At 64.1% G+C, this 19184-nt stretch carries 16 protein-coding genes; 10 read left to right on the top strand and 6 right to left on the bottom strand.

What is annotated here, in order from left to right; all coding sequences use genetic code 11:
- Positions 1-68: 68 nt before the first annotated feature.
- Positions 69-1127: a glutathione S-transferase C-terminal domain-containing protein gene (locus tag CAPI_RS06310; RefSeq protein ID WP_018017799.1), complete on the bottom strand. Its 1059-nt coding sequence runs from the start codon at positions 1125-1127 to the stop codon at positions 69-71.
- A 105-nt stretch (positions 1128-1232) separates the two neighbouring features.
- On the opposite strand from CAPI_RS06310, the gene CAPI_RS06305 reads away from it, so the two are divergent.
- Positions 1233-2024, top strand: a complete 792-nt coding sequence (locus CAPI_RS06305) for a DoxX family protein (RefSeq protein ID WP_018017798.1) — start codon at positions 1233-1235, stop codon at positions 2022-2024.
- Between the two features lie 17 nt (positions 2025-2041).
- Here CAPI_RS06305 and ilvD read toward each other — a convergent pair whose 3' ends face one another.
- Genes ilvD through CAPI_RS06290 form a run of 3 tightly spaced genes read right to left on the bottom strand, consistent with a single transcriptional unit; the run spans position 2042 to position 5914 of the window.
- Entirely contained in the window at positions 2042-3880 is a 1839-nt protein-coding gene (ilvD, locus tag CAPI_RS06300) for a dihydroxy-acid dehydratase (protein ID WP_018017797.1), read from the bottom strand.
- A gap of 1 nt (position 3881) precedes the next feature.
- Positions 3882-4409 carry a PH domain-containing protein gene (locus CAPI_RS06295; RefSeq protein ID WP_156806893.1) on the bottom strand — a complete coding sequence of 176 codons (528 nt, stop codon included), beginning with the start codon at positions 4407-4409 and terminating at the stop codon, positions 3882-3884.
- Positions 4410-4423: 14 nt separating this feature from the next.
- Positions 4424-5914, bottom strand: coding sequence for a mechanosensitive ion channel family protein (locus tag CAPI_RS06290; protein WP_018017795.1), 1491 nt, complete (start codon positions 5912-5914; stop codon positions 4424-4426).
- 317 nt (positions 5915-6231) lie between these two features.
- Between CAPI_RS06290 and CAPI_RS06285 the strand changes: the two genes are divergently transcribed.
- From CAPI_RS06285 to ilvC, 3 genes are all read left to right on the top strand, one after another.
- The gene (locus tag CAPI_RS06285) at positions 6232-8034 is read left to right on the top strand and encodes an acetolactate synthase large subunit (RefSeq protein WP_040356865.1); all 1803 of its coding nucleotides are present in this window, start codon (positions 6232-6234) and stop codon (positions 8032-8034) included.
- Positions 8035-8036: 2 nt separating this feature from the next.
- Complete coding sequence (ilvN, locus tag CAPI_RS06280) at positions 8037-8552, top strand: acetolactate synthase small subunit (protein WP_018017793.1); 516 nt, start codon at positions 8037-8039, stop codon at positions 8550-8552.
- A gap of 84 nt (positions 8553-8636) precedes the next feature.
- On the top strand, positions 8637-9650 hold the full coding sequence (ilvC, locus tag CAPI_RS06275) for a ketol-acid reductoisomerase (protein WP_018017792.1): 1014 nt from the start codon (positions 8637-8639) through the stop codon (positions 9648-9650).
- Between the two features lie 84 nt (positions 9651-9734).
- On the opposite strand, the gene CAPI_RS06270 is transcribed toward ilvC, so the two are convergent.
- Both CAPI_RS06270 and CAPI_RS06265 read right to left on the bottom strand, forming a co-directional pair.
- Positions 9735-10496: a CPBP family intramembrane glutamic endopeptidase gene (locus tag CAPI_RS06270; RefSeq protein ID WP_018017791.1), complete on the bottom strand. Its 762-nt coding sequence runs from the start codon at positions 10494-10496 to the stop codon at positions 9735-9737.
- Between the two features lie 142 nt (positions 10497-10638).
- Positions 10639-11100 (bottom strand): hypothetical protein, encoded by a 462-nt coding sequence (locus CAPI_RS06265; protein ID WP_018017790.1) that lies wholly within the window; start codon positions 11098-11100, stop codon positions 10639-10641.
- A 208-nt stretch (positions 11101-11308) separates the two neighbouring features.
- Here CAPI_RS06265 and CAPI_RS06260 point away from each other — a divergent pair, with 208 nt between their 5' ends.
- The 6 genes from CAPI_RS06260 to CAPI_RS06235 all read left to right on the top strand — a co-directional run bounded on the left by CAPI_RS06260 (position 11309) and on the right by CAPI_RS06235 (position 19175).
- On the top strand, positions 11309-12214 hold the full coding sequence (locus CAPI_RS06260) for a cation diffusion facilitator family transporter (RefSeq protein ID WP_018017789.1): 906 nt from the start codon (positions 11309-11311) through the stop codon (positions 12212-12214).
- A gap of 21 nt (positions 12215-12235) precedes the next feature.
- Positions 12236-14005: a DUF262 domain-containing protein gene (locus CAPI_RS06255; protein ID WP_018017788.1), complete on the top strand. Its 1770-nt coding sequence runs from the start codon at positions 12236-12238 to the stop codon at positions 14003-14005.
- A 151-nt stretch (positions 14006-14156) separates the two neighbouring features.
- A complete protein-coding gene (locus CAPI_RS06250; RefSeq protein ID WP_245531642.1) occupies positions 14157-14852 on the top strand; it encodes a hypothetical protein in 696 nt (231 codons plus the stop codon).
- A gap of 103 nt (positions 14853-14955) precedes the next feature.
- Entirely contained in the window at positions 14956-16539 is a 1584-nt protein-coding gene (serA, locus tag CAPI_RS06245; RefSeq protein ID WP_018017786.1) for a phosphoglycerate dehydrogenase, read from the top strand.
- 106 nt (positions 16540-16645) lie between these two features.
- Entirely contained in the window at positions 16646-17662 is a 1017-nt protein-coding gene (locus CAPI_RS06240; RefSeq protein WP_018017785.1) for a 3-isopropylmalate dehydrogenase, read from the top strand.
- Positions 17663-17708: 46 nt separating this feature from the next.
- On the top strand, positions 17709-19175 hold the full coding sequence (locus tag CAPI_RS06235; protein ID WP_018017784.1) for a cell wall-binding repeat 2 family protein: 1467 nt from the start codon (positions 17709-17711) through the stop codon (positions 19173-19175).
- Positions 19176-19184: the final 9 nt, after the last annotated feature.

Here is a 19184-nt window from a genome sequence, read left to right as displayed (position 1 = left end):
AAGCAACGCCCCGCGCAGGGACGGGTAACGAGGGTAACAACACGTGGACGTACGCTACAGTTCGGCCCTCAGAAGGCGTGTGGGTTTTTGAGCTCCTCCACCTCTTTAATGGGCCCCGGTTGCGTTGTCGACGGGGCGTACGGGGAGGAGCCGAGACGCTGCCTTCCGTGCGGTTCCCTCAACCAGCTCATGTCGGGGCCGACGGGGACGACGCCGGTGGGGTTGATTTCCGCGTGGGTGATGAAGTAGTGCTTCTTGATCTCGACGAAGTCGGTTGTGTCCCCGAAGCCAGGAAGCTGGAACAGCTCTTGGAGGTACCCGCGCAGGTTTGGCATCTCGGCGATCTTGTGGCGGGACGTCTTGAAGTGGCTGTAATAGACGGGGTCGAAGCGCACGAGCGTGACGTAGAGGTAGATGTCAGCGAGTGTGATGTGCTCGCCGACGAGGTACCGCCGGGAGCCCAAAAGACCCTCGAGCCAGTCGAGCGCGGCCCACAGCTGGGCGTAGGCGTCCTCGTAGGCGTCCTGGGATGCGGCGAATCCGCACCGGTAGACACCGTTGTTGACGTCTCGGTACACGCGGTCGGTGATGTCGTCGATGCGTTCGCGCAACTCCCGCGGGTAGAGATCAGGCGCGCCGGGGCGGTGGTAGGCAGTCCATTGATCGATGAAATCGACGGGAATCTGCCGGAACCAGTTGGTCACAACGCGAGAGTCGGCGCCATCAACCTCGACGATCGCCGGGACGGTGATGCCCCTGGGGTAACCTGGGTATCGGTTTTCGTAGGCCTGTTTGAGGCGGACCAGCCCGGTTGCGGGGTCGCGCTTTCCCGGGTCGAGGTCGAACGTCCAGGAGTCGGCGTCGTGGGTGGGGCCCGCCAGGCCGAGCGAGATCACGTCCTCGAGGCCGAGGAGGCGCCGGGTGATGACAGCGCGGTGCGCCCACGGACACGCGCGAGCAGCCATGAGTCGGTAGCGGCCGGGCTCTACCGGCCACGCAAAGGTGCCGTCGTCACGCTGTGCTGGCGGCGTACCAGGGGGAAGCGTCGCGTCGAATCGGTCGCGGACGTAGGTAGTGTCGCGTTCGAAGGCGCCGGAGGTGGCAGCGTTGCGTGCTGGTTTGCTCATGGCCCAAGTGTGCCCGAGGTATGATGACACGTCAACTATAGTAGGGGAGGGCCACGCCGCAGAGGGTCCCGACGCATAGGCGGAACCTCGCCTACATTCTTAACCATGACCGACAAGAACCGTCGCAACGTCACCCCTGATGACCTCGCCGACCTCGACAGCGCAGGATCCGTGCCAACCTACAACGCCGGTTCCATCTACGAACGCACCGGCAAGGCCGCGCCGACCGAAGTGCTCCCTTCCGCCAAGGGCTCCGAGCCCACCACTTCATTGACAATGGCCGCCCCGCTTGCCGACGCCCCAGCGCCGCGACCGCTCGGCGATTCCCGCGCCGTGTCCGTTCCGGAGGTCGTCGATACGAGGCGGGATGGAGCTCCAGCCCGTCGGGGGACTATCGACCTTGGGCTGCTCTTGCTCAGGCTCCTGCTCGGCTCGGTGCTGGTGCTAGACGCAGTGAAGACGTTCTTCCGTCTCGGTGGCTCGGCCGGCATCTCGGGGCTGGAATCGCAGTTCGCCGATTTCCCTTACGCCTCCGTTTTGTCCGTCTTGGTGCCCACCCTCGAGCTCACAGCGGGAGTCTTCCTCATCCTGGGCCTCCTGACACCGGTGGCCGCGATGGTCGCGGTGGTCGTGACCGGGTTTAACGCGATCTTTTCCGTCTACAGCTCCGGCCACGGCGCGAACGTGCTGGCCTGGGACGCGAACGTGTGGCTGCCCGTGGTCCTGCTCGGAGCGAGCCTCGTGCTGCAATTCACCGGCCCCGGTTTTTACGCGGTCGATGCCGGCCGCGGGTGGGCACGCCGTCCCCTCGCCAGCTCGTGGATCTTCGCTCTGCTGGGCATCGTGGCCGCGGCCGTGCTGTGGTGGTTCGGCACCGGAGTTAACCCGTTCGCCTAGGGCGCACGGGTGCTCGCTTAGTCGACCTCGCGGACGGCGCCCTTGTCTGCGGAGGTCGCCATCTTCGCGTATGCGCGGAGTGCTTTCGACACAGTGCGCGTGCGATTCGGCGTCCACGGGCTGTCGGAGGCCTCCATCTCCGCTCGGCGCTGCGCCAGTTCCGCATCGTCGACAACGAGGCGCAGCTCGCGGTTCGCCACCGAAATGGAGATAGTGTCTCCGTTTCGGATGAGGCCGATTACCCCGCCGTGGGCGGCCTCGGGGGAGATGTGCCCGATAGACAACCCCGAGGTGCCGCCGGAGAAGCGCCCGTCGGTAATAAGGGCGCACTTCTTGCCCAGGCCGGCTCCCTTGAGGAAGGAGGTGGGGTGGAGCATTTCCTGCATGCCCGGCCCGCCGGAGGGTCCCTCGTAGCGAATGACCACCACCTCGCCCTCCTGCACTTCGCGGGCGAGGATCGTGGACACAGCTTGCTCCTGCGAATCGACGACGCGCGCGGGGCCAGTGAACTCCCACAGGCCTTCTTCAACGCCGGCGGTTTTCAGGATCGCCCCGTTCGGCGCCACGTTTCCCCGCAAGACGACGAGGCCGCCGTCGGAGGTGAAGGCGTGGTCCACATCGTGGATGACTCCGTTGGCTGCGTCGTAGTCAAGTGACTCCCAGCGGGACGACTGCGAAAACGCTTCGGTCGTCCTCACTCCGCCGGGCGCGGCGTGGTACAGCTCGACGGCGCGCTCAGTGGGGCGCGGGCCGCGGATGTCCCAGTCACCAAGCCACGAGTCCAGGCTCGGGTAGGCCACTGTGTGGACGTCCTTGTTCAGCAAACCGGCGCGATCCAACTCGCCGAGGATGGCCGGGATGCCGCCCGCGCGGTGCACGTCCTCGACGTGCGCGGTGCCGTTGGGCGCGACCTTCGACAAGCAGGGGATCTTGTGCGACAGGTCGTCGATGTCGGTCAGGTCGAAATCGACCTCACCTTCTTGAGCCGCGGCAAGGATGTGCAGGACTGTGTTCGTCGACCCGCCCATGGCCATGTCCAAGGCCATTGCGTTGCGGAATGCCTCGACGGAGGCGATGGAGCGAGGCAATACAGACTCGTCGCCCTGGCCGTAGTAGCGGTTGCACAACTCGACGATGGTCGCACCGGCCTCCTCGAACAGGGCGCGCCGGGCGGTGTGGGTGGCCAGCGTCGTGCCGTTGCCCGGCAGGGACAGGCCGAGTGCCTCCGTTAGGCAGTTCATCGAGTTCGCGGTGAACATTCCCGAACACGACCCGCAGGTGGGGCAGGCGTTGTTGGCAATCTGGTCCAGCTCGGAATCGGAGACTCGCTCGTCCGCTGACAGCGAGATGGCGTCGATAAGATCTGATTTTGGCTTGGTCACGCCCTCGACGGCGATGGCTTTGCCGGCCTCCATCGGGCCGCCGGAGACGAAGACGGCGGGGATGTTCAGGCGCATCGCGGCATTGAGCATGCCCGGGGTGATCTTGTCGCAGTTTGAGATGCACACCATCGCGTCGGCGGTGTGGGCGTTGACCATGTACTCGACGGAATCCGAGATGATCTCCCGCGAGGGCAGGGAGTACAGCATGCCGGAGTGTCCCATCGCGATGCCGTCGTCTACCGCAATCGTGTTGAATTCTTTCGGAATGCCGCCGGCGGCGCGCACCGCGTCTGCAACGATGTCGCCGACGTTCTTCAGGTGGACGTGGCCCGGCACGAACTGGGTGTAGGAGTTGACGATGGCCACAATGGGCTTGCCAAACTCGTTTTCCTTTGTGCCGGTGGCCCGCCACAGTGCGCGGGCGCCCGCCGCCTGACGGCCGACGGTGGTGACTCGTGAGCGAAGGGGAATCATGTCAGTTAGTCCTTTGTGTGGTGCCCGTGGGTCGAGGTCCGGGGAGGTCGGGGTGCTGGCGTACGTACTCGTCGTACTCCTCCCGCGTGAGTAGGACGGTGTTCCCGCCGCGGTCGATAATCTCGTACTTCCCGTCCGCGGCCTCGGCGCTGCTGGTGATGACGTCTCGGATCCGACCGCGGGAGGCCTCCTCGAGCTCGGGAAGCGAGTTGAACGTCACTCCCGGCATTAGGTACTCGGTACCGTCATGTGTGGTGGCTAGGGCGCGTGTGCCCTTAAAGGCAATACCCTCTAGGTCCGCCCATTTGATGTGCGCGTTCTTCTTGGCGAGGTAGCGGACGTCGATTCCGTCCTCGCCGACGCGTGTCGACGACGCGTAGACCCACGCAAGCCACGCCACGGGAATGAGAAGCAGCCACCCGAGGTAGAGCGGAGCCCAAGAAATCCCGATAAGTGCGATGCCCGTCATGAGCACAATCGCGATCACGTGCTCGCGTGTGGGGCGGAACACTTTCGGCGTGTCATACATGGACAACATGCTAGTCACCGCGTGGCCGTGGCTTGCGTGGGGGGAGCATTTACGCTTGACGGCGCCCCAGGGGCAACCTGGGCGGAAGCGCCGGTGGTCGGCGAAGGTTCGGTTGCCGCTAAGGACGATGCCGCCGGGCTCGACTCTGCTGCGGTGGGTCGCGAGGCGGGGGAGCCCGAGCCCGTGGCGGTTTCGGCAGTGGGTGTCACCCCCGTGGCGGGCGCTGTGGGTGCGACGGGAGCAGGAGTGGACGTGCTCACGGGAACGGGCGTCTCCGTCTCGCGCGGCGGGGGCGCGAGGACCCCGCTATTGTTCGACGTCGCGGTGGAAGCATCGAGAGTCAAGCCGCGGATGATGAGGAGAACCGCGAATACGGCAAGCAGGACCGCGGTGGACAGGCGCATGGTGCCGTGGAGCACAGTGCGGGCAGGCGCGGAACCGGTGTCCTCCTCGTTGTCCCCGGTGCCCTGGGCCAGGGTGTCGGTCGCGGGGTCGTCCTCAGCGTCGATCGAGAGCCCCGCTTCGCTGCCGGTTTCCGCGCGAGCTGCGGGGAGAACGCGTGTGTCCTGTTCGTCGGAGCGCTCGCGCGAGTCGGACGCCGCGGGCATCATCTCGGTGTGCCGCGGGTGGGTGATCACATGGTCCAAGCGTGAGCCGTCGATGGCGGTGGCGGACCCGTATTCATCCCAGAATTCATTGAGCAAAGCGACCCGCACCGCGCGCTCGACCATCCACTGGCTGAGCGGTTCGACGCGGACGATAAACCGGATATCCACAGTCCAAGGCATGCCCACGCTCGTTGGCGGGTTGACGTCGACGGCGGGGTGCACGGAGAGCTCACCGAGCACTTTTTCAGCGACGTCCGGGGTGGACAGCGCACGCTGAGCCGCGTTTTCGGAACGCTCGATCGCCTCGTCGGCACTGGCAGAGCCGAGCAGCGGCACGGGCATGACAACAACCGCAGACGACCAGTAATTCGACTGGTTGATGCAAATCCGCGCGGTCGAATTCGGGATGGACACCGTCGCCTGTTCGAGGGTGCGGATCTGCGTGGATCGCATCGTGATCTGAATAACGTCACCACTGATCTCCACCCCGTTGCCCGAAAAGGTGACGAAGTCGCCAACGCCGTACTGCTTCTCGGTGAGGATGAAGAAACCGGCGAGGAAGTCGGCAATGATCTTCTGCGCACCAAAACCAATGGCGGCGGACACCACGGTGGCGGGGATTGCGGCCCCCGCCAGCGAGAACCCGAGTTGCTGGAGGAAGTAGACGAAAATGAGGAAGAACGCGAGGATCTGGACGATGTTGATGCCCACGCCCGCGATAGCCAGCCGCGTCTTGCCGTCGTCGCTCTCGCTGTTTTGCACCTGTCGCTCCACCACCCGGTTGGCAAACCTGCCCGCCCGGGGAATGAGGAGGGCCAACGCGAGGATGAGGGCGAGGTTGATTCCTGTGCCGGCGACCCACCGCCACAGTTCTTCTGCGATGTACGAAAAGGGCATAGTGCCCCCAGGTTAACCCCGAAAATCAACCCTCTCGTCAACAGTTGCCTGTGAGCTATGTATGATAGTGACCATGATCACCGCGCGACTAGTAGTAATTATTCCGTCTCGGCGTTTGCCGTAGCGGTCTGATTTCCTGCTCAGTCGCCACAACAAACGCCCTCGACAGCGCCGAACCGGTGCCTGTTGAGGGTTTTTGTTTAGGATCACCACGCTGACGACAACCCTCCCCATCCTTTAGCACCAAGGAGCTTTCAATCGTGGCTGCCTCCCACAAAAACTCGGCCAAGACCGAGGACGCCGGGACACCGGAACGCATGAGCGGCGCGGACACTGTTGTCCGCAGCCTCGAGGAACTTGGCATTGATACCATCTTTGGCCTCCCCGGCGGTGCAGTTCTCCCGCTTTATGACGCCCTGTCCTCAGCCCGCATCCTCCGCCACGTCCTTGTCCGCCACGAGCAGGGCGCTGGTCATGCAGCGGTGGGATACGCGCAGGCCTCGGGGCGAGTCGGCGCGTGCTTGGCCACCTCAGGCCCGGGAGCAACAAACCTTGTCACTGCCCTCGCCGACGCTTACCTTGACTCAGTCCCGATGGTGGCCATCACGGGCCAGGTGGGCTCGCCCCTCATCGGCACGGACGCTTTCCAGGAGGCGGACATCCGCGGGATCACCATGCCGATCACCAAGCACAACGTGATGGTGACGCGCGTCGAGGACATCCCGGAGGCCCTCGCTACGGCTGTCCACATCGCGACTACGGGGCGCCCGGGGCCCGTTCTCGTGGACATTCCGAAGGATCTGCAGGCGATGGAGGTTGAGTTCCACTGGCCACCTACCCTGGATTTGCCGGGGTACAAGCCCAACACCAAGCCACATTCCCGCCAGATTTCTCAGGCGGCGACGCTGATTTCCGAGTCGAAGCGCCCGGTTCTCTACATCGGCGGTGGGGTCATCAAAGCCGAGGCGCATGAGGAGCTGCGGGAGTTTGTTGAGCTGACGGGTGTCCCGGTCGTGACCACCCTGATGGCTCTTGGCGTCTTCCCGGAGAGTCATCCCCTCAACATGGGAATGCCGGGCATGCACGGCTGCGTTCCCGCCGTGGGTGCCCTGCAGGAAGCCGACTTGCTCATTGCGATCGGCACGCGTTTCGACGACCGCGTGACCGGGGACACCTCAACGTTCGCCCCGTTAGCAAAGACGATTCACGCTGACATTGACCCGGCCGAGGTGGGCAAGATCCGAGAGGTGGACGTTCCCATCGTCGGGGATGCGAAGCGGGTGTTGCATAAGCTCGCTGATGCTTTCCGTAGTTCGAAACTGCGCGCGCCGTCGATAAGCGAGTGGGTAAGCCGACTGGACGACCTGAAGAGGCGATTCCCTCGCGGGTACGAACCGCAGTCGGACGGCAAGCTTTCGCCGCAGTTCGTGATTGAAACGCTCTCGCGCGAGGTCGGACCGGAGGCGATCTACGTGGCCGGTGTAGGCCAGCATCAAATGTGGTCCGCTCAGTTCATCGACTTCGAGCACCCCCGTACCTGGCTCAACTCCGGTGGCCTGGGGACAATGGGTTACGCCGTACCGGCGGCACTCGGTGCGAAGGCCGCCTGCCCCGAGAAGGAGGTGTGGGCGATTGATGGGGACGGCTGCTTCCAAATGACGAACCAGGAAATCACCACCGCCGCGATGGAGGGCTTTCCCATCAAGATCGCCCTCATCAACAACGGTAACCTCGGCATGGTGCGGCAGTGGCAGACACTGTTTTACGAGGGGAACTACTCCCACACCAAGTTGGGGGGCGAAGAGGCCTACGTTCCTGACTTCGTGAAGCTGTCGGAAGCACTCGGGGCGGAGTCGTTCCGCGTGACGAAGGAGGAGGAGGTCATCCCCGCGATCCAGCGTGCCCGGGACATCAATGACCGCCCGGTCGTCGTCGAGTTTATTGTCGGCGAAGACGCCCAAGTATGGCCGATGATCGCTGCGGGGTCCAACAACTCCGACATCCAATACGCGATGGACATCAGGCCGTTCTTCGACATGGATGAATCGGCCGCCGAAACACCCGACGCAATTCACGATGCCGCCCTCGCCGTCGAGGCCGTTCAGCAGAAGGAGAACTAAAAATGGCTTCCGAAGATACGACGCGCAACATCCTGTCTGTTCTTGTTCTCGACGTCGACGGCATCATTACCCGTGTTACCGCGCTGTTCACGCGCCGCGGGTACAACCTCGTCTCCCTTGTCTCCGCGCGCACGGAGACCGAGGGTATCAACCGCCTCACCATCGTCGTCGACGCAACCGAGTACCACATCGAGCAGATCACGAAGCAGCTGAACAAGCTCATTCAAGTGTTAAAAGTGCTGCGGCTTGACGACGAGACCACGATCGCGCGGTCTCTCATGCTCGTGAAGATCGACGCCGACAACTCGAACCGGCCGCAGGTCGTCGATGCCGCGAACATCTTCCGCGCGCGGGTCGTCGACGTGGCACCAGACTCCGTTGTCATCGAGGCCACGGGAACGCCCTCAAAGCTTCGCGCTTTCTTAGACGTCATGGAAACGTTTGGGATTCGCGAGCTTGTTCAGTCAGGCCAGGTCGCCCTCAACCGCGGGCCGAAGACGCTGGCGCCGTCCAAGTAGGTCACCCGCGGGCTCCCGGAGCCCCCGGTGTGTCATAATATGAAATAACCGTCTCACAGAACAGGAAAAGCGAGGTCTTTCCTTATGGCAATTGACGTCTTTTACGACAACGACGCGGATCTGTCCATCATCCAGGGCAAAAAGGTCGCCGTGATCGGCTACGGCTCTCAGGGGCACGCGCACGCTCAGAACCTGCGCGAATCCGGCGTCGAGGTCGTCATCGGCCTGCGCGAGGGCTCCAAGTCCGCAAGCAAAGCGCGGGAAGCTGGATTTGAGGTGATATCCAACGCCGACGCGGCAGCGTGGGCGGATGTCATCATGCTGCTCGCCCCCGACACCTCGCAGGCCGAGATCTTCAAAAACGACATTGAACCGAACCTGAAAGAGGGTGACGCTCTCTTCTTCGGCCACGGACTGAACATCCACTTCAAGCTCATCGAGCCGGCGGATAACGTCACCGTGGCAATGGTCGCGCCGAAGGGCCCCGGGCACCTCGTTCGCCGTACGTTCGTGGACGGCAAAGGCGTGCCGGCGCTCATCGCCGTCGACCAGGACCCGACCGGAACCGGTCGTGACTTGGCCTTGTCCTACGCCTCAGCCATTGGCGGAGCGCGGGCTGGCGTCATCCCGACGACGTTCGAAGCTGAAACGGTCACCGACCTGTTCGGTGAGCAGGCCGTCCTGTGCGGCGGCTTAGAAAGCCTCATTCTCAACGGTTTCGAGGTGCTCGTTGAAGCTGGCTACGAGCCCGAAATGGCCTACTTCGAGTGCCTTCACGAGCTCAAGCTCATCGTCGACCTCATCTACGAGGGAGGCATCTCGAACATGAACTACTCCGTGTCCGACACGGCCGAGTTCGGGGGTTACCTTTCCGGCCCGCGCGTTGTCGACGCGGGCGCCAAGGATCGCATGCGCGAGATCCTGGCCGACATCCAGTCCGGCGAGTTCACGCGCCGCCTCGTGGCTAACGTCGAGGGGGGCAACAAGGAACTCGAGGGGTTGCGCGAGAAGGTTTCGAGCCACCCGATCGAAAAGACCGGCGCGGGGCTGCGCCAGATGATGAGCTGGGTGCAAAACCCCTTGACCGAAACCGCCTAGGTAAAAGTAGAGCAACACGCGGGGAGCGGCCGACAACCGGTCAGATATCCCACGTTGCTCTACTTCGCCCGCGTGGGAGATCCATCAGGTGAGGAAAGCGAGTGCGCTGGCTCCGAAAATATCCGCGAGCGCGTGGCTAAACACCAGCGGGTACAGGTTGTTGCCCCGCACGCGGCGGTACACCACGTAGTAGATTGACCCGACGGCCAGACCGATGAAGAGCGCAGAGAAAAGCCCCTGGTAGGTGTGGAATGACACGCGGACCGCAAGGGAGTAGAGAAACGCGGCCGTTCGCCAGCGTGGTGCTACCGCGAGGCAGAGCCCGAGGAAGAAGAACTCCTCGTAGAAACCGTTGAACGCGGAATACACCAGCAGCGAGGGGTCGATGTGCGCGAGCGGGGAACCCGCAGCGGCTGCTGCATCTGTTGCTTCTGGGGCCTCCGGTGCTGCAGCTGCGGTGAAGGCGGAGAAGAGCCAGTACGAGACGTCGAAAAGCAAGCCAATCGCGAAAAACAGCCCCACGCCGGCGGCGGTCCCTTTCCACGTCGGGCGGAAGCGGAGAGTGCGGAAGTCGAAGTTTCGAACCCGGAGGTACACCAGCGCGATCACAAGCCACAGTGCCTGCTGCACGAGTGCGCGGAGGTTGTCGTGCGAGGTGAAGTCGGAGGCGCTCGTCGGGGTCGACGCGGCCCCGCCGGCGACGTCGGCCGACGCGAAAAAGATGCCAAGCGATGACATGATGGGCTGCCCGAACAAGATGACAGTAAGGATTCCGATGTCCCACCATCGCAAGTTTCGGCGGGACTGTGCTCCCGGCAGCGCAGAGAAAAACTTTTTGATTCTCACGTACTCCCTTACTGTCGTCTACCTGTCATGGCCCCCGGGGTGTGGACGAGTGTACAGTTTTTCGGACTGGGCCGGCAAGACGGGGTAACGCGAAAAACCCGCACCCCGTGATGCCGGAGTGCGGGTGTGCGGTCGAGTGTGACTAGGACGTTGCCGGCGCGCTCTCGGGCGAGATGGTCTCGGTAGCAGGGTTGACGTTGGTCTCGGCTGCGGTCGTCGGACTGATCGCCGTTGTGCGCTGAGTGGTTGTTGCGACCGTGGAGGTCGTGGTCTCCGTGGTCTCTTCCTCGTCGTTGCCGGCGAACAGGCTCCACAGCAGCCAGAGAAGAAGCAGCAGGGCCAAGATGCCCAGCAGCCACTTCCACCAGTCGTTGCCACCCTCGCGGACGGCGGTGGAACCGGCGGTCTTCTTCTCAGGCTCGACGCGCTCAACGCGGGTTGCGTTGTCACGGTTGACCTTCCCGCCGGCCGTGTCGTCAACACGATCACCAACACGATCACCAACACGGTCGCCAGCGCGGTCGCGAGCGCGGTCCGCAGCCTCGTGGCTAAGGTTGTCGCCGCTGTTCTTCGGGTCGAGCGGGTTCGGGGTCTTGTCAGTCATGGTCGATCCTTTCGTCTAATTTATCGGGAGGGGCCACGGAGGACCTAGGGAAAAGGCTAGCAAAAGTGGACGGGTGGGTCGTGTGCTCTGCGGCACCGCGGCCGAAGCCGAGGTGCCCATTTCACCGTTCTGTACTGGGGTGTTGGCGGCCACATGCATGTTTTCAATTAGTTGTCAATAAGGCCGGGGCTGGGGTAGGTTAGGTCGCATGGCACACGAACATCACGGCGCACACGGCTCTCCCGTTGGCGCCCCCGTGCGCGCTCTCGCGACAGCCCTTTCGGTTACCGCCGTCGTCTTTGTGGCAGAAGTAGTGGGAGGGGTGCTCACCGGATCGATGGCTCTCGTGGCCGACGCGGTGCACATGCTGTCCGATGCGGCCGGGCTGACCATTGCGGTTGTCGCGGTGGTCGTCGGCAGGCGCGCGGCAACAGCGGCAGCGACCTACGGCTACCGCCGGGCTGAAGTGCTCGCGGCACTCCTCAATGCCACTGCGGTGCTAGCCATCTCCCTCTGGATCGTGGTGGAAGCGGTCCGCAGATTCGGTTCCGGGGCAGAGGTCGCAGCCGGTCCCATGATGATCGTCGCTGCCGTGGGGCTCGTGGCCAACGTAATATCCGCGCTTGTCCTGCAGCGACAACGAGCGCAATCGATAAACGTGGAAGGCGCTTTCCTCCACGTCATGATCGACATGCTCTCGTCCGTTGCGGTGTTGTGCGCCGGCGTCGTCATCGCGGTAACCGGCTTTCAGCGAGCTGACGCAATCGCCTCCTTTATTATCGCGGCGATGATCCTGCCTCGGGCGTGGCAGCTGATGCGTCAGGCGCTGCGGGTGCTGTTGGAACAAGTGCCTCACGGGTTCAATGAGGAAGAGGTCGGCCCCGCCCTACAAGCGATTCCAGGGGTGCAGAAGGTGCACGACTTGCACGTTTGGTCGTTGGATGGCGCGGGCGTTCTTGCCACGGCTCACCTCGTGGTCGACGACGACGTCCCGGCAGGCCCGGTTCTCGACAGCGCGCAGCACGCCCTCACGTTGCTAGGGATCCGTCATAGCACCATTCAGATTGAGGCCCCCGAGCACGGGGAGCATGAAGATGCGGAGAACGTGTGTTAACTCTGCTCTAGAGTGGGCCGCATGGGCTTCACCACCGCCAGCTACTCGCTTTCCGACCTGTTCGCCCGCGCCGAACGCGGTGAGCTCCAACTGCCGGATTTTCAGCGCGATTTCGTGTGGGACGTCGACCGCATCCGCACCCTCGTCACCTCTGTCCTCCGCGGCTACCCAGTGGGTGCCTTCCTTGCCCTCGACACCAGGAATGAACCCCTGCGTTTCCAGGCCCGCCCCCTCCACGGGGCACCCGACACTGGGCGCTCGCCGGGCATGTTGCTTCTCGACGGCCAACAGCGTCTCACCTCCCTCTACCACGCCTTCGGCGGCGACGGTCTAGTACCCACTCTTGACTTCCGAGGAAGGCCGATTGAACGCCGGTTCTTCGTGGATGTGGTGGCGGCGGCATCATCGACACCTATGCCCGTGGAGGCCGTTTTCGCCGTCGACCGCGACGGCGCAGTCCGATCGCACTTCGGACCGCAGCTCGACGGCGGGATCCGAACCCGCAACGACATGATTGTTAACGGCGTTGTCCCGCTTCCGTACGTGTTGTCGGAGGCGGGGTCGGACCTCGTCTTCGACATCGTCGCCTCGAGCTCTCAGCCGACGCTCATCGCGGCGGTTAAGGAGTTCCACACCCGGGTAATGAGGGATATCTCCGCGTACACGATTCCCGTCACACGCATTCCCCGGGAGACGCCGCTAACTGGAGTCGGGCAAATCTTCGCCCACGCAAATTCGGCGGGGGTGCAGCTTGACGTGTTCGAGCTTCTCACCTCAGTTTTTGCGGCGCAGCGGCCCGGATTCGAGCTCGCGACTCACTACCGCCAGAACGTGGAGGACCGCCTGCGGCGCCACCCGTCGCTGGGGGGCATCGGGAGGGTGGAGTTCCTTCGCGCCATGTCGCTGCTGGTCACTTCCCAGTCGGGTCCTGCTATGGGCCACCGAGGTGACATCCTCAACCTCAGCGTGGAGACCTACCTGGCGCACGTCGACGAGCTGACCGGGGCTTTTGAGCGCGCCGCGGAATTCCTCTCTGAACGCCGGATTATCACGGTGGATCAGGTCCCGTACTCGTCGCAAATTGTGCCTCTGGCCGCAATCCTCGTGCGAGTCGGAGAGCCAGAGGCGGGCCAGCCGACGGACCGCCTCAACCGGTGGTTCTGGAGCGGCGTGTTCGGCGAGCTTTACGGCGCCCACGCGCCCACGATCCGCGCCGGCAACGATGTCGACGAGGTAACTCCGTGGGTCATGGGGGTCACGGACTCCACCCCGCGCACCGTTGAGGATGCGCGCTTCGCGCAATCGCGGTTGCTCACCGCCGGGCCGGAATCGGGCGTGTACCGCGGGATTTTTTCGCTCATCATGGGGCGCGGGGCGCGAGACTGGCGGACGTGTCTGCCGTTCGACCAAGACACGCTACCCAAGCTCGACACGACCTTTGGCACCGTATTTCCCCCGGGGGCTTTCGCCGGGTTGGGTGATAACGCGGAGGCGGCCTACGGGTCCGTCTTAAACCGAACCCCGATGGGTATCCGCACCCGGGTGCTTATTGGCGACGCGAACCCCAAGCGCTACATCCCCCGGGTTCAGTCGAAATCGATCATGGAAGACGACGAGTTCGACGAGATGCTAGCGGGGCACCTCCTCGACCCGGCCCTGCTCCTTGCGGGGGACGGCGTGGGCTTCCTGAAAAGCCGCCTCGACGCTTTGACAGGGGTCATCGAATATTCCATGGGCAGAGCCGCCGACCGCGACGCGGGGGAGGGCTGGCTTGCCGCAGAGGAGGCGTAGCTCTTCCTCGTTGTGTGCGGCAGGGGCTGCTCTTATTGTTTGCAGTTACCTCGTCGCGTGCGGCCAGCCGGCTGGGCCCGGGTCCATCGAGGAAGCCCGGAACGCAAATCAGGCCCGCCGCGTTGCTGACGGGTTTCCGCAGCATCCCGTCGTGGTTGACGATCAATTCGGGTTCGAGACCGCCAGACTGTTTTTCGACTCGTCGGAAACGCTTGTTGTCACGGACGGGACTGTGGAGGCGCAGTTGCGGGCGGCGTCGATAGCCGTCGTTGCTCACGCGCCGATGCTTGTCGACGACGACCTCCACGACGAGGTGGTCGCAGAGATTTCGCGGCTCGGTGTTCACACCATCCTCACCGTGGGCGACGTATCACTGGCACCCTCCTCTGGCGCGGTCAGCGTGGTCCGCGATCCGGGTGGCCTCGAAGCCCTGGGGGTGATGACGGCGCTTCTGTTCTCGGAGCGAACGCTCACGGACCCGGCAGGTGCTGCCGCCGTTGTAGCTGAGCTCACAGCGGAGGACCCGACGTGGCTGCGAGCAGCGTGGGCGGACCCCGTTGTCTTGCCCAGGGCGAACGCCACACCGTTCCCCGTGCAGTCTCGCCGGGATGCCGACATGGCCCCTGTCGTGGTTGGGACGCGTGATAGTTCAATCGCGGCCGTGGCGAACGCGCGCAGTTTTGGGGCATCCGTCAAAGTGGTGGACAACCCCGACCCGTCGGCCTCACAGGACACACTGCGGGCGATGGCCGGGCTGGGGAGCGCGCCACTCGTCGCGCTCGGCGGGGACTTCGGAACCGACGCGCTGCTCGCGGCACGCATTATGCATGCTGAAGAAATTTATTAGGCCCTGGGTATCCGTCACGGCCGGCGGGCGCGCTATTCTAAACAGGCCGGTAGAGCCCTACCTCGACCCACCTGTCGCACAACCAAATTCCAGGAGAAGTGCCGTGACTAAACCCGTCGTGCTCATCGCAGACAAGCTCGCTCCTTCAACAGTCGACGCCCTCGGAGACTCGGTCACCGTCCGCTGGGTGGATGGACCAAACCGCGCCGAGCTGCTTGCCGCGGTGCCGGAGGCCGATGCCTTGCTCGTGCGCTCCGCAACGACCGTGGACCGAGAGGTGATCGAGGCGGCCCCGAAGCTCAAAATCGTCGGCCGTGCCGGCGTCGGTTTGGACAACGTAGACGTGGCCGCCGCGACCGAGCGCGGTGTCATGGTGGCCAACGCCCCGACGTCGAATATCCATTCCGCGTGCGAGCACGCCATTGCGTTGCTCCTGTCTACCGCCCGGCAGATCCCGGCGGCGGACGCGTCCCTGCGCGAGGGAGGGTGGAAGCGCTCCTCGTTCAAAGGCGTTGAGGTCTTTGGCAAAACGATCGGCATCGTGGGTTTCGGCCATATCGGGCAGTTGTTCGCGCAGCGCCTCGCGGCTTTCGACACCACCATCATTGCCTACGATCCTTACGCGAACCCCGCCCGAGCCGCGCAGCTGGGCGTGGAGCTGGTGGAGCTCGACGAGCTGATGGGCCGCTCCGACTTCGTCACAATTCACTTGCCCAAGACCAAGGAAACGGCCGGCATGTTCAACGCCGGCTTGCTGGCGAAGGCAAAGAAGGGGCAAATCATTATCAATGCCGCCCGCGGGGGCCTCGTCGATGAGCAGGCGCTTGCCGACGCCATTGCGTCCGGCCACATCCGCGGCGCCGGTTTCGACGTCTACGACACGGAGCCGTGCACCGACTCCCCCCTGTTCGGCCTCAAGGAGGTCGTGGTTACTCCGCACCTCGGCGCGTCCACGGAAGAAGCCCAAGACAGGGCCGGAACCGACGTCGCCGATTCGGTTCTCAAGGCGCTTGCCGGGGAGTTCGTCGCTGACGCGGTGAACGTCACCGGTGGACGCGTGGGCGAGGAGGTCGCCCGCTGGCTGGAGCTGACCCGCAAGCTGGGTCTCATCGCGGGCAAGTTGCTTGACGACGCCCCCGTCTCCCTCAAGGTCACCGCTAGCGGGGAGCTGTCTACCGAAGACATTGACATCCTCGGCCTGTCGGCGGTGCGTGGTTTGTTCTCCGGCATCATCTCGGAGCCTGTGACCTTTGTCAACGCCCCCACGATCGCGGAATCGCGCGGCCTAGAGCACACGGTGGCGAAGCGTAGCGAAGCGCGGACCCACCGCAGCTCGGTTGAGGTGCAGGTGGCGGCCGCGTCGGGGGAGGTCTCCTCGGTCACTGGCGCCCTCACCGGGCTGGAAGGCGTGGAGAAGATCGTTCGCATCAACGGCCGCGGGCTGGATCTGCGTGCCGAAGGGCGCAACCTCTTCCTCCGCTACCACGACGCGCCGGGTGCGCTGGGCAAGGTGGGCAGTGAATTGGGCGCCGCGGGTATCAACATTGAGGCCGCGGCCTTGACTCAGGCGACCAAAGGTGACGGGGCAGTCCTCATCCTGCGCGTCGAGAGCGAGGTCCCGGCGGAGCTGGAGGCGGCTATTGCCCGCTCCATCGACGCGTCCTCGGTGCAGATCGACCTCCGCTAGCAACGTCAAGGGGTGGCGCGCACCGAGCCGCCGCGGGCTTCCGGGGAGCCGGGTGGACTGCTGCTAGTCTATGCACTGTCCCGAATGGTGAGAAAGGAATCCCAAAATGAAGATAGCGGTGATCGCCGGCGACGGTATCGGAATGGAAGTGATGGCGGAGGGGCTCAAAGTTCTTCGCGCGGTGCGCTCCGACGTGGATACGACCGATTACGACCTCGGCGCCCGCCGCTACCTCCGCAACGGAGAACTTCTCACGCAAGCGGACTTGGACAGCCTCCGGGACCATGACGCAATCCTGCTCGGAGCAATTGGTGATCCCACGCGCGTGCCAGCGGGCGTTCTAGAGAGGGGTCTGTTACTCCCGCTGCGCTTTAAGCTCGACCACTTTGTCAACCTTCGCCCCTCGCGTCTCTACCCCTCGGCGGTGAGCCCGCTTGCCACGCCCGGGGAGATTGACTTCGTTGTGGTCCGCGAAGGCACGGAGAGTCTCTACGCCGGCAACGGCGGCACCCTGCGCGAGGGGACCCAGCACGAGGTTGCGTGCGAGGTGTCGCAAAATACCCGCTTCGGGGTGGAGCGCCTGGTCCGCCACGCTTTTGACACCGCCATGGCGCGGAGGAAAAAACTCACCTTGGTGCATAAGACCAACGTTTTGGTCAACGCTGGCGGTTTGTGGCAGCGCACGGTCGACGAGGCGTCCGTCGAGTACCCGGAGGTGGAGGTTGACTACACCCACATCGACGCTGCGACGATTTACATGGTGACCGATCCACAACGCTACGATGTCATCGTGACCGACAACCTGTTCGGGGACATTCTGACCGATCTAGCGGGGGCCGTGACCGGCGGGGTGGGACAGGCGTGCTCTGGCAACATTGACGCCTCACGTGCCAACCCGTCGATGTTTGAGCCAGTGCACGGTTCAGCCCCGGACATCGCAGGGCGCGGCGTGGCGGACCCGGTTGCGATGATCTTGTCCGTCGCCATGATGTTGAGGTGGCTCGGGGATGAAGATAACGCCGTGCGCATCGAGCGCGCAGTGGAGGAAGAAGTTGCGTCTCGGGCAGGCGGCGCGGTGCGAACCTCCGAGGTGGGTGACAGGATCGTCGCAGCTGTGAAGTAAGGTGGTCGGGGTGAATTCCCCGCTCAATACCTTATGGAGGCAACCCGTGACCACCCGACGCGTAATCAGTGCCGTGATCATCGCCGCCGGGGTTAGTACACTGGCGGGGTGCGGTGGCGGGTCGTCGACAAGCTCGAGCTCCGTCGCCGACAGCCCGCTTGACACCCACGGCCAAGAAGTTCTCGCCGACGCTGACGGAACGGGTGTGGAGGTATCGCAGCGCCTGTACTCCGCCTCGTCAGCGGTGGTTATCGCGGGCGAGGGGGTTGAGGATCAGCTCCACGCTGCCGCCATCGCTACCAAACTCGGTGTCCCTATGCTCACCCGGCTGCCCGGCACGGACGCTGCGGTTGATGCTGAGGTGACCCGGCTCGGAGCGCAGCGCGTCATCACCGTCCCTGGTGACGACAAGGAACTGGCAGACACACCGACACCCCAGTCACAGGGGACGTCCGCGCTGGATACCGTCGTGGCTCTCCAGCCTTCTCACCCCCAAAACCGCCAACTTCCTCCGTTTTTGGCCACGGAGCAGACGTCCCTTCCTGCGGTAGCGACCGCGCGCGCCGCCGGCGCGAACGTCCTCGTTTCCCCCGCCCCCGACCCGCGGGCGACGAGTGAGACCATGCGGACGGTGACGGCGCAGGACACCATCGCGCTGGGGCGGCAGTGGGGAACAAGCGGACACTATGCGGACCGCGCCAGCCTCGCGAAAAACGGGGAGCTGCCCGGTGGCGGCGGGCTTGTCTTTCCAGGGCGCCGCATGGTGGCACTCTACGGCCACCCCTCGGGCCCCGCACTGGGCGTGATGGGGGAGCAGGGCCCAGCTGAAGCGGCCCAGTTGGCGCAGCAGTACGCCGCGTCCTACCAGGCTCTCACCCCCGACCCGGTGATACCGGCGTTTGAGATCATCGTCACCGTCGCCTCGGGCAGCCCGGGCCCGGACGGGAACTTCTCCAATGAGTCCGACCCCGCCGAGATCGTGCCCTACGTGGATGCGATCACTCAGGCGGGTGGCTACGCGGTGTTGGACCTTCAGCCGGGCCAGGGCAACTTCCTGGAGCAAACGAAGCTGTATGCGGATCTGCTGGCTCGCCCGAACGTGGGTCTGGCCCTGGACGCGGAATGGAAGCTGAACCCGGGCGAGCAACCGTTGAGCCGGGTGGGTTCCGCGACCTCGGCGGAAATCAACGAGGTCGCGGACTGGTTGGCCCAGTTCACCCGCGAACGCAATTTGCCCCAGAAGGCGTTCGTGCTTCACCAGTTCCAGGTGGCGATGTTCCCTGACCGGGAAAACATCCGCACCGATCACCCCGAGCTCGCATACGTGTTGCACGCCGACGGGCACGGTTCGGCCGGCCAGAAATTCGAGACCTGGAACGTGCTGCGCCAGGACCTCGACCCCGGGTTCTTCCTCGCATGGAAGAACTTCATCGACGAAGACATGCCGATGTTCACCCCGGAGCAGACCTTCGCTGACGTGGCTCCACAGCCTTGGTTTGTCAGCTACCAGTAGGTAGTTTTT

Origin of the sequence: Corynebacterium capitovis DSM 44611 (assembly GCF_030440535.1) — a bacterium.
GTDB lineage: Bacteria > Actinomycetota > Actinomycetes > Mycobacteriales > Mycobacteriaceae > Corynebacterium > Corynebacterium capitovis.
Note: the sequence above shows the minus strand (reverse complement) of the source record. Positions and strands in the feature narration are given on the sequence as shown.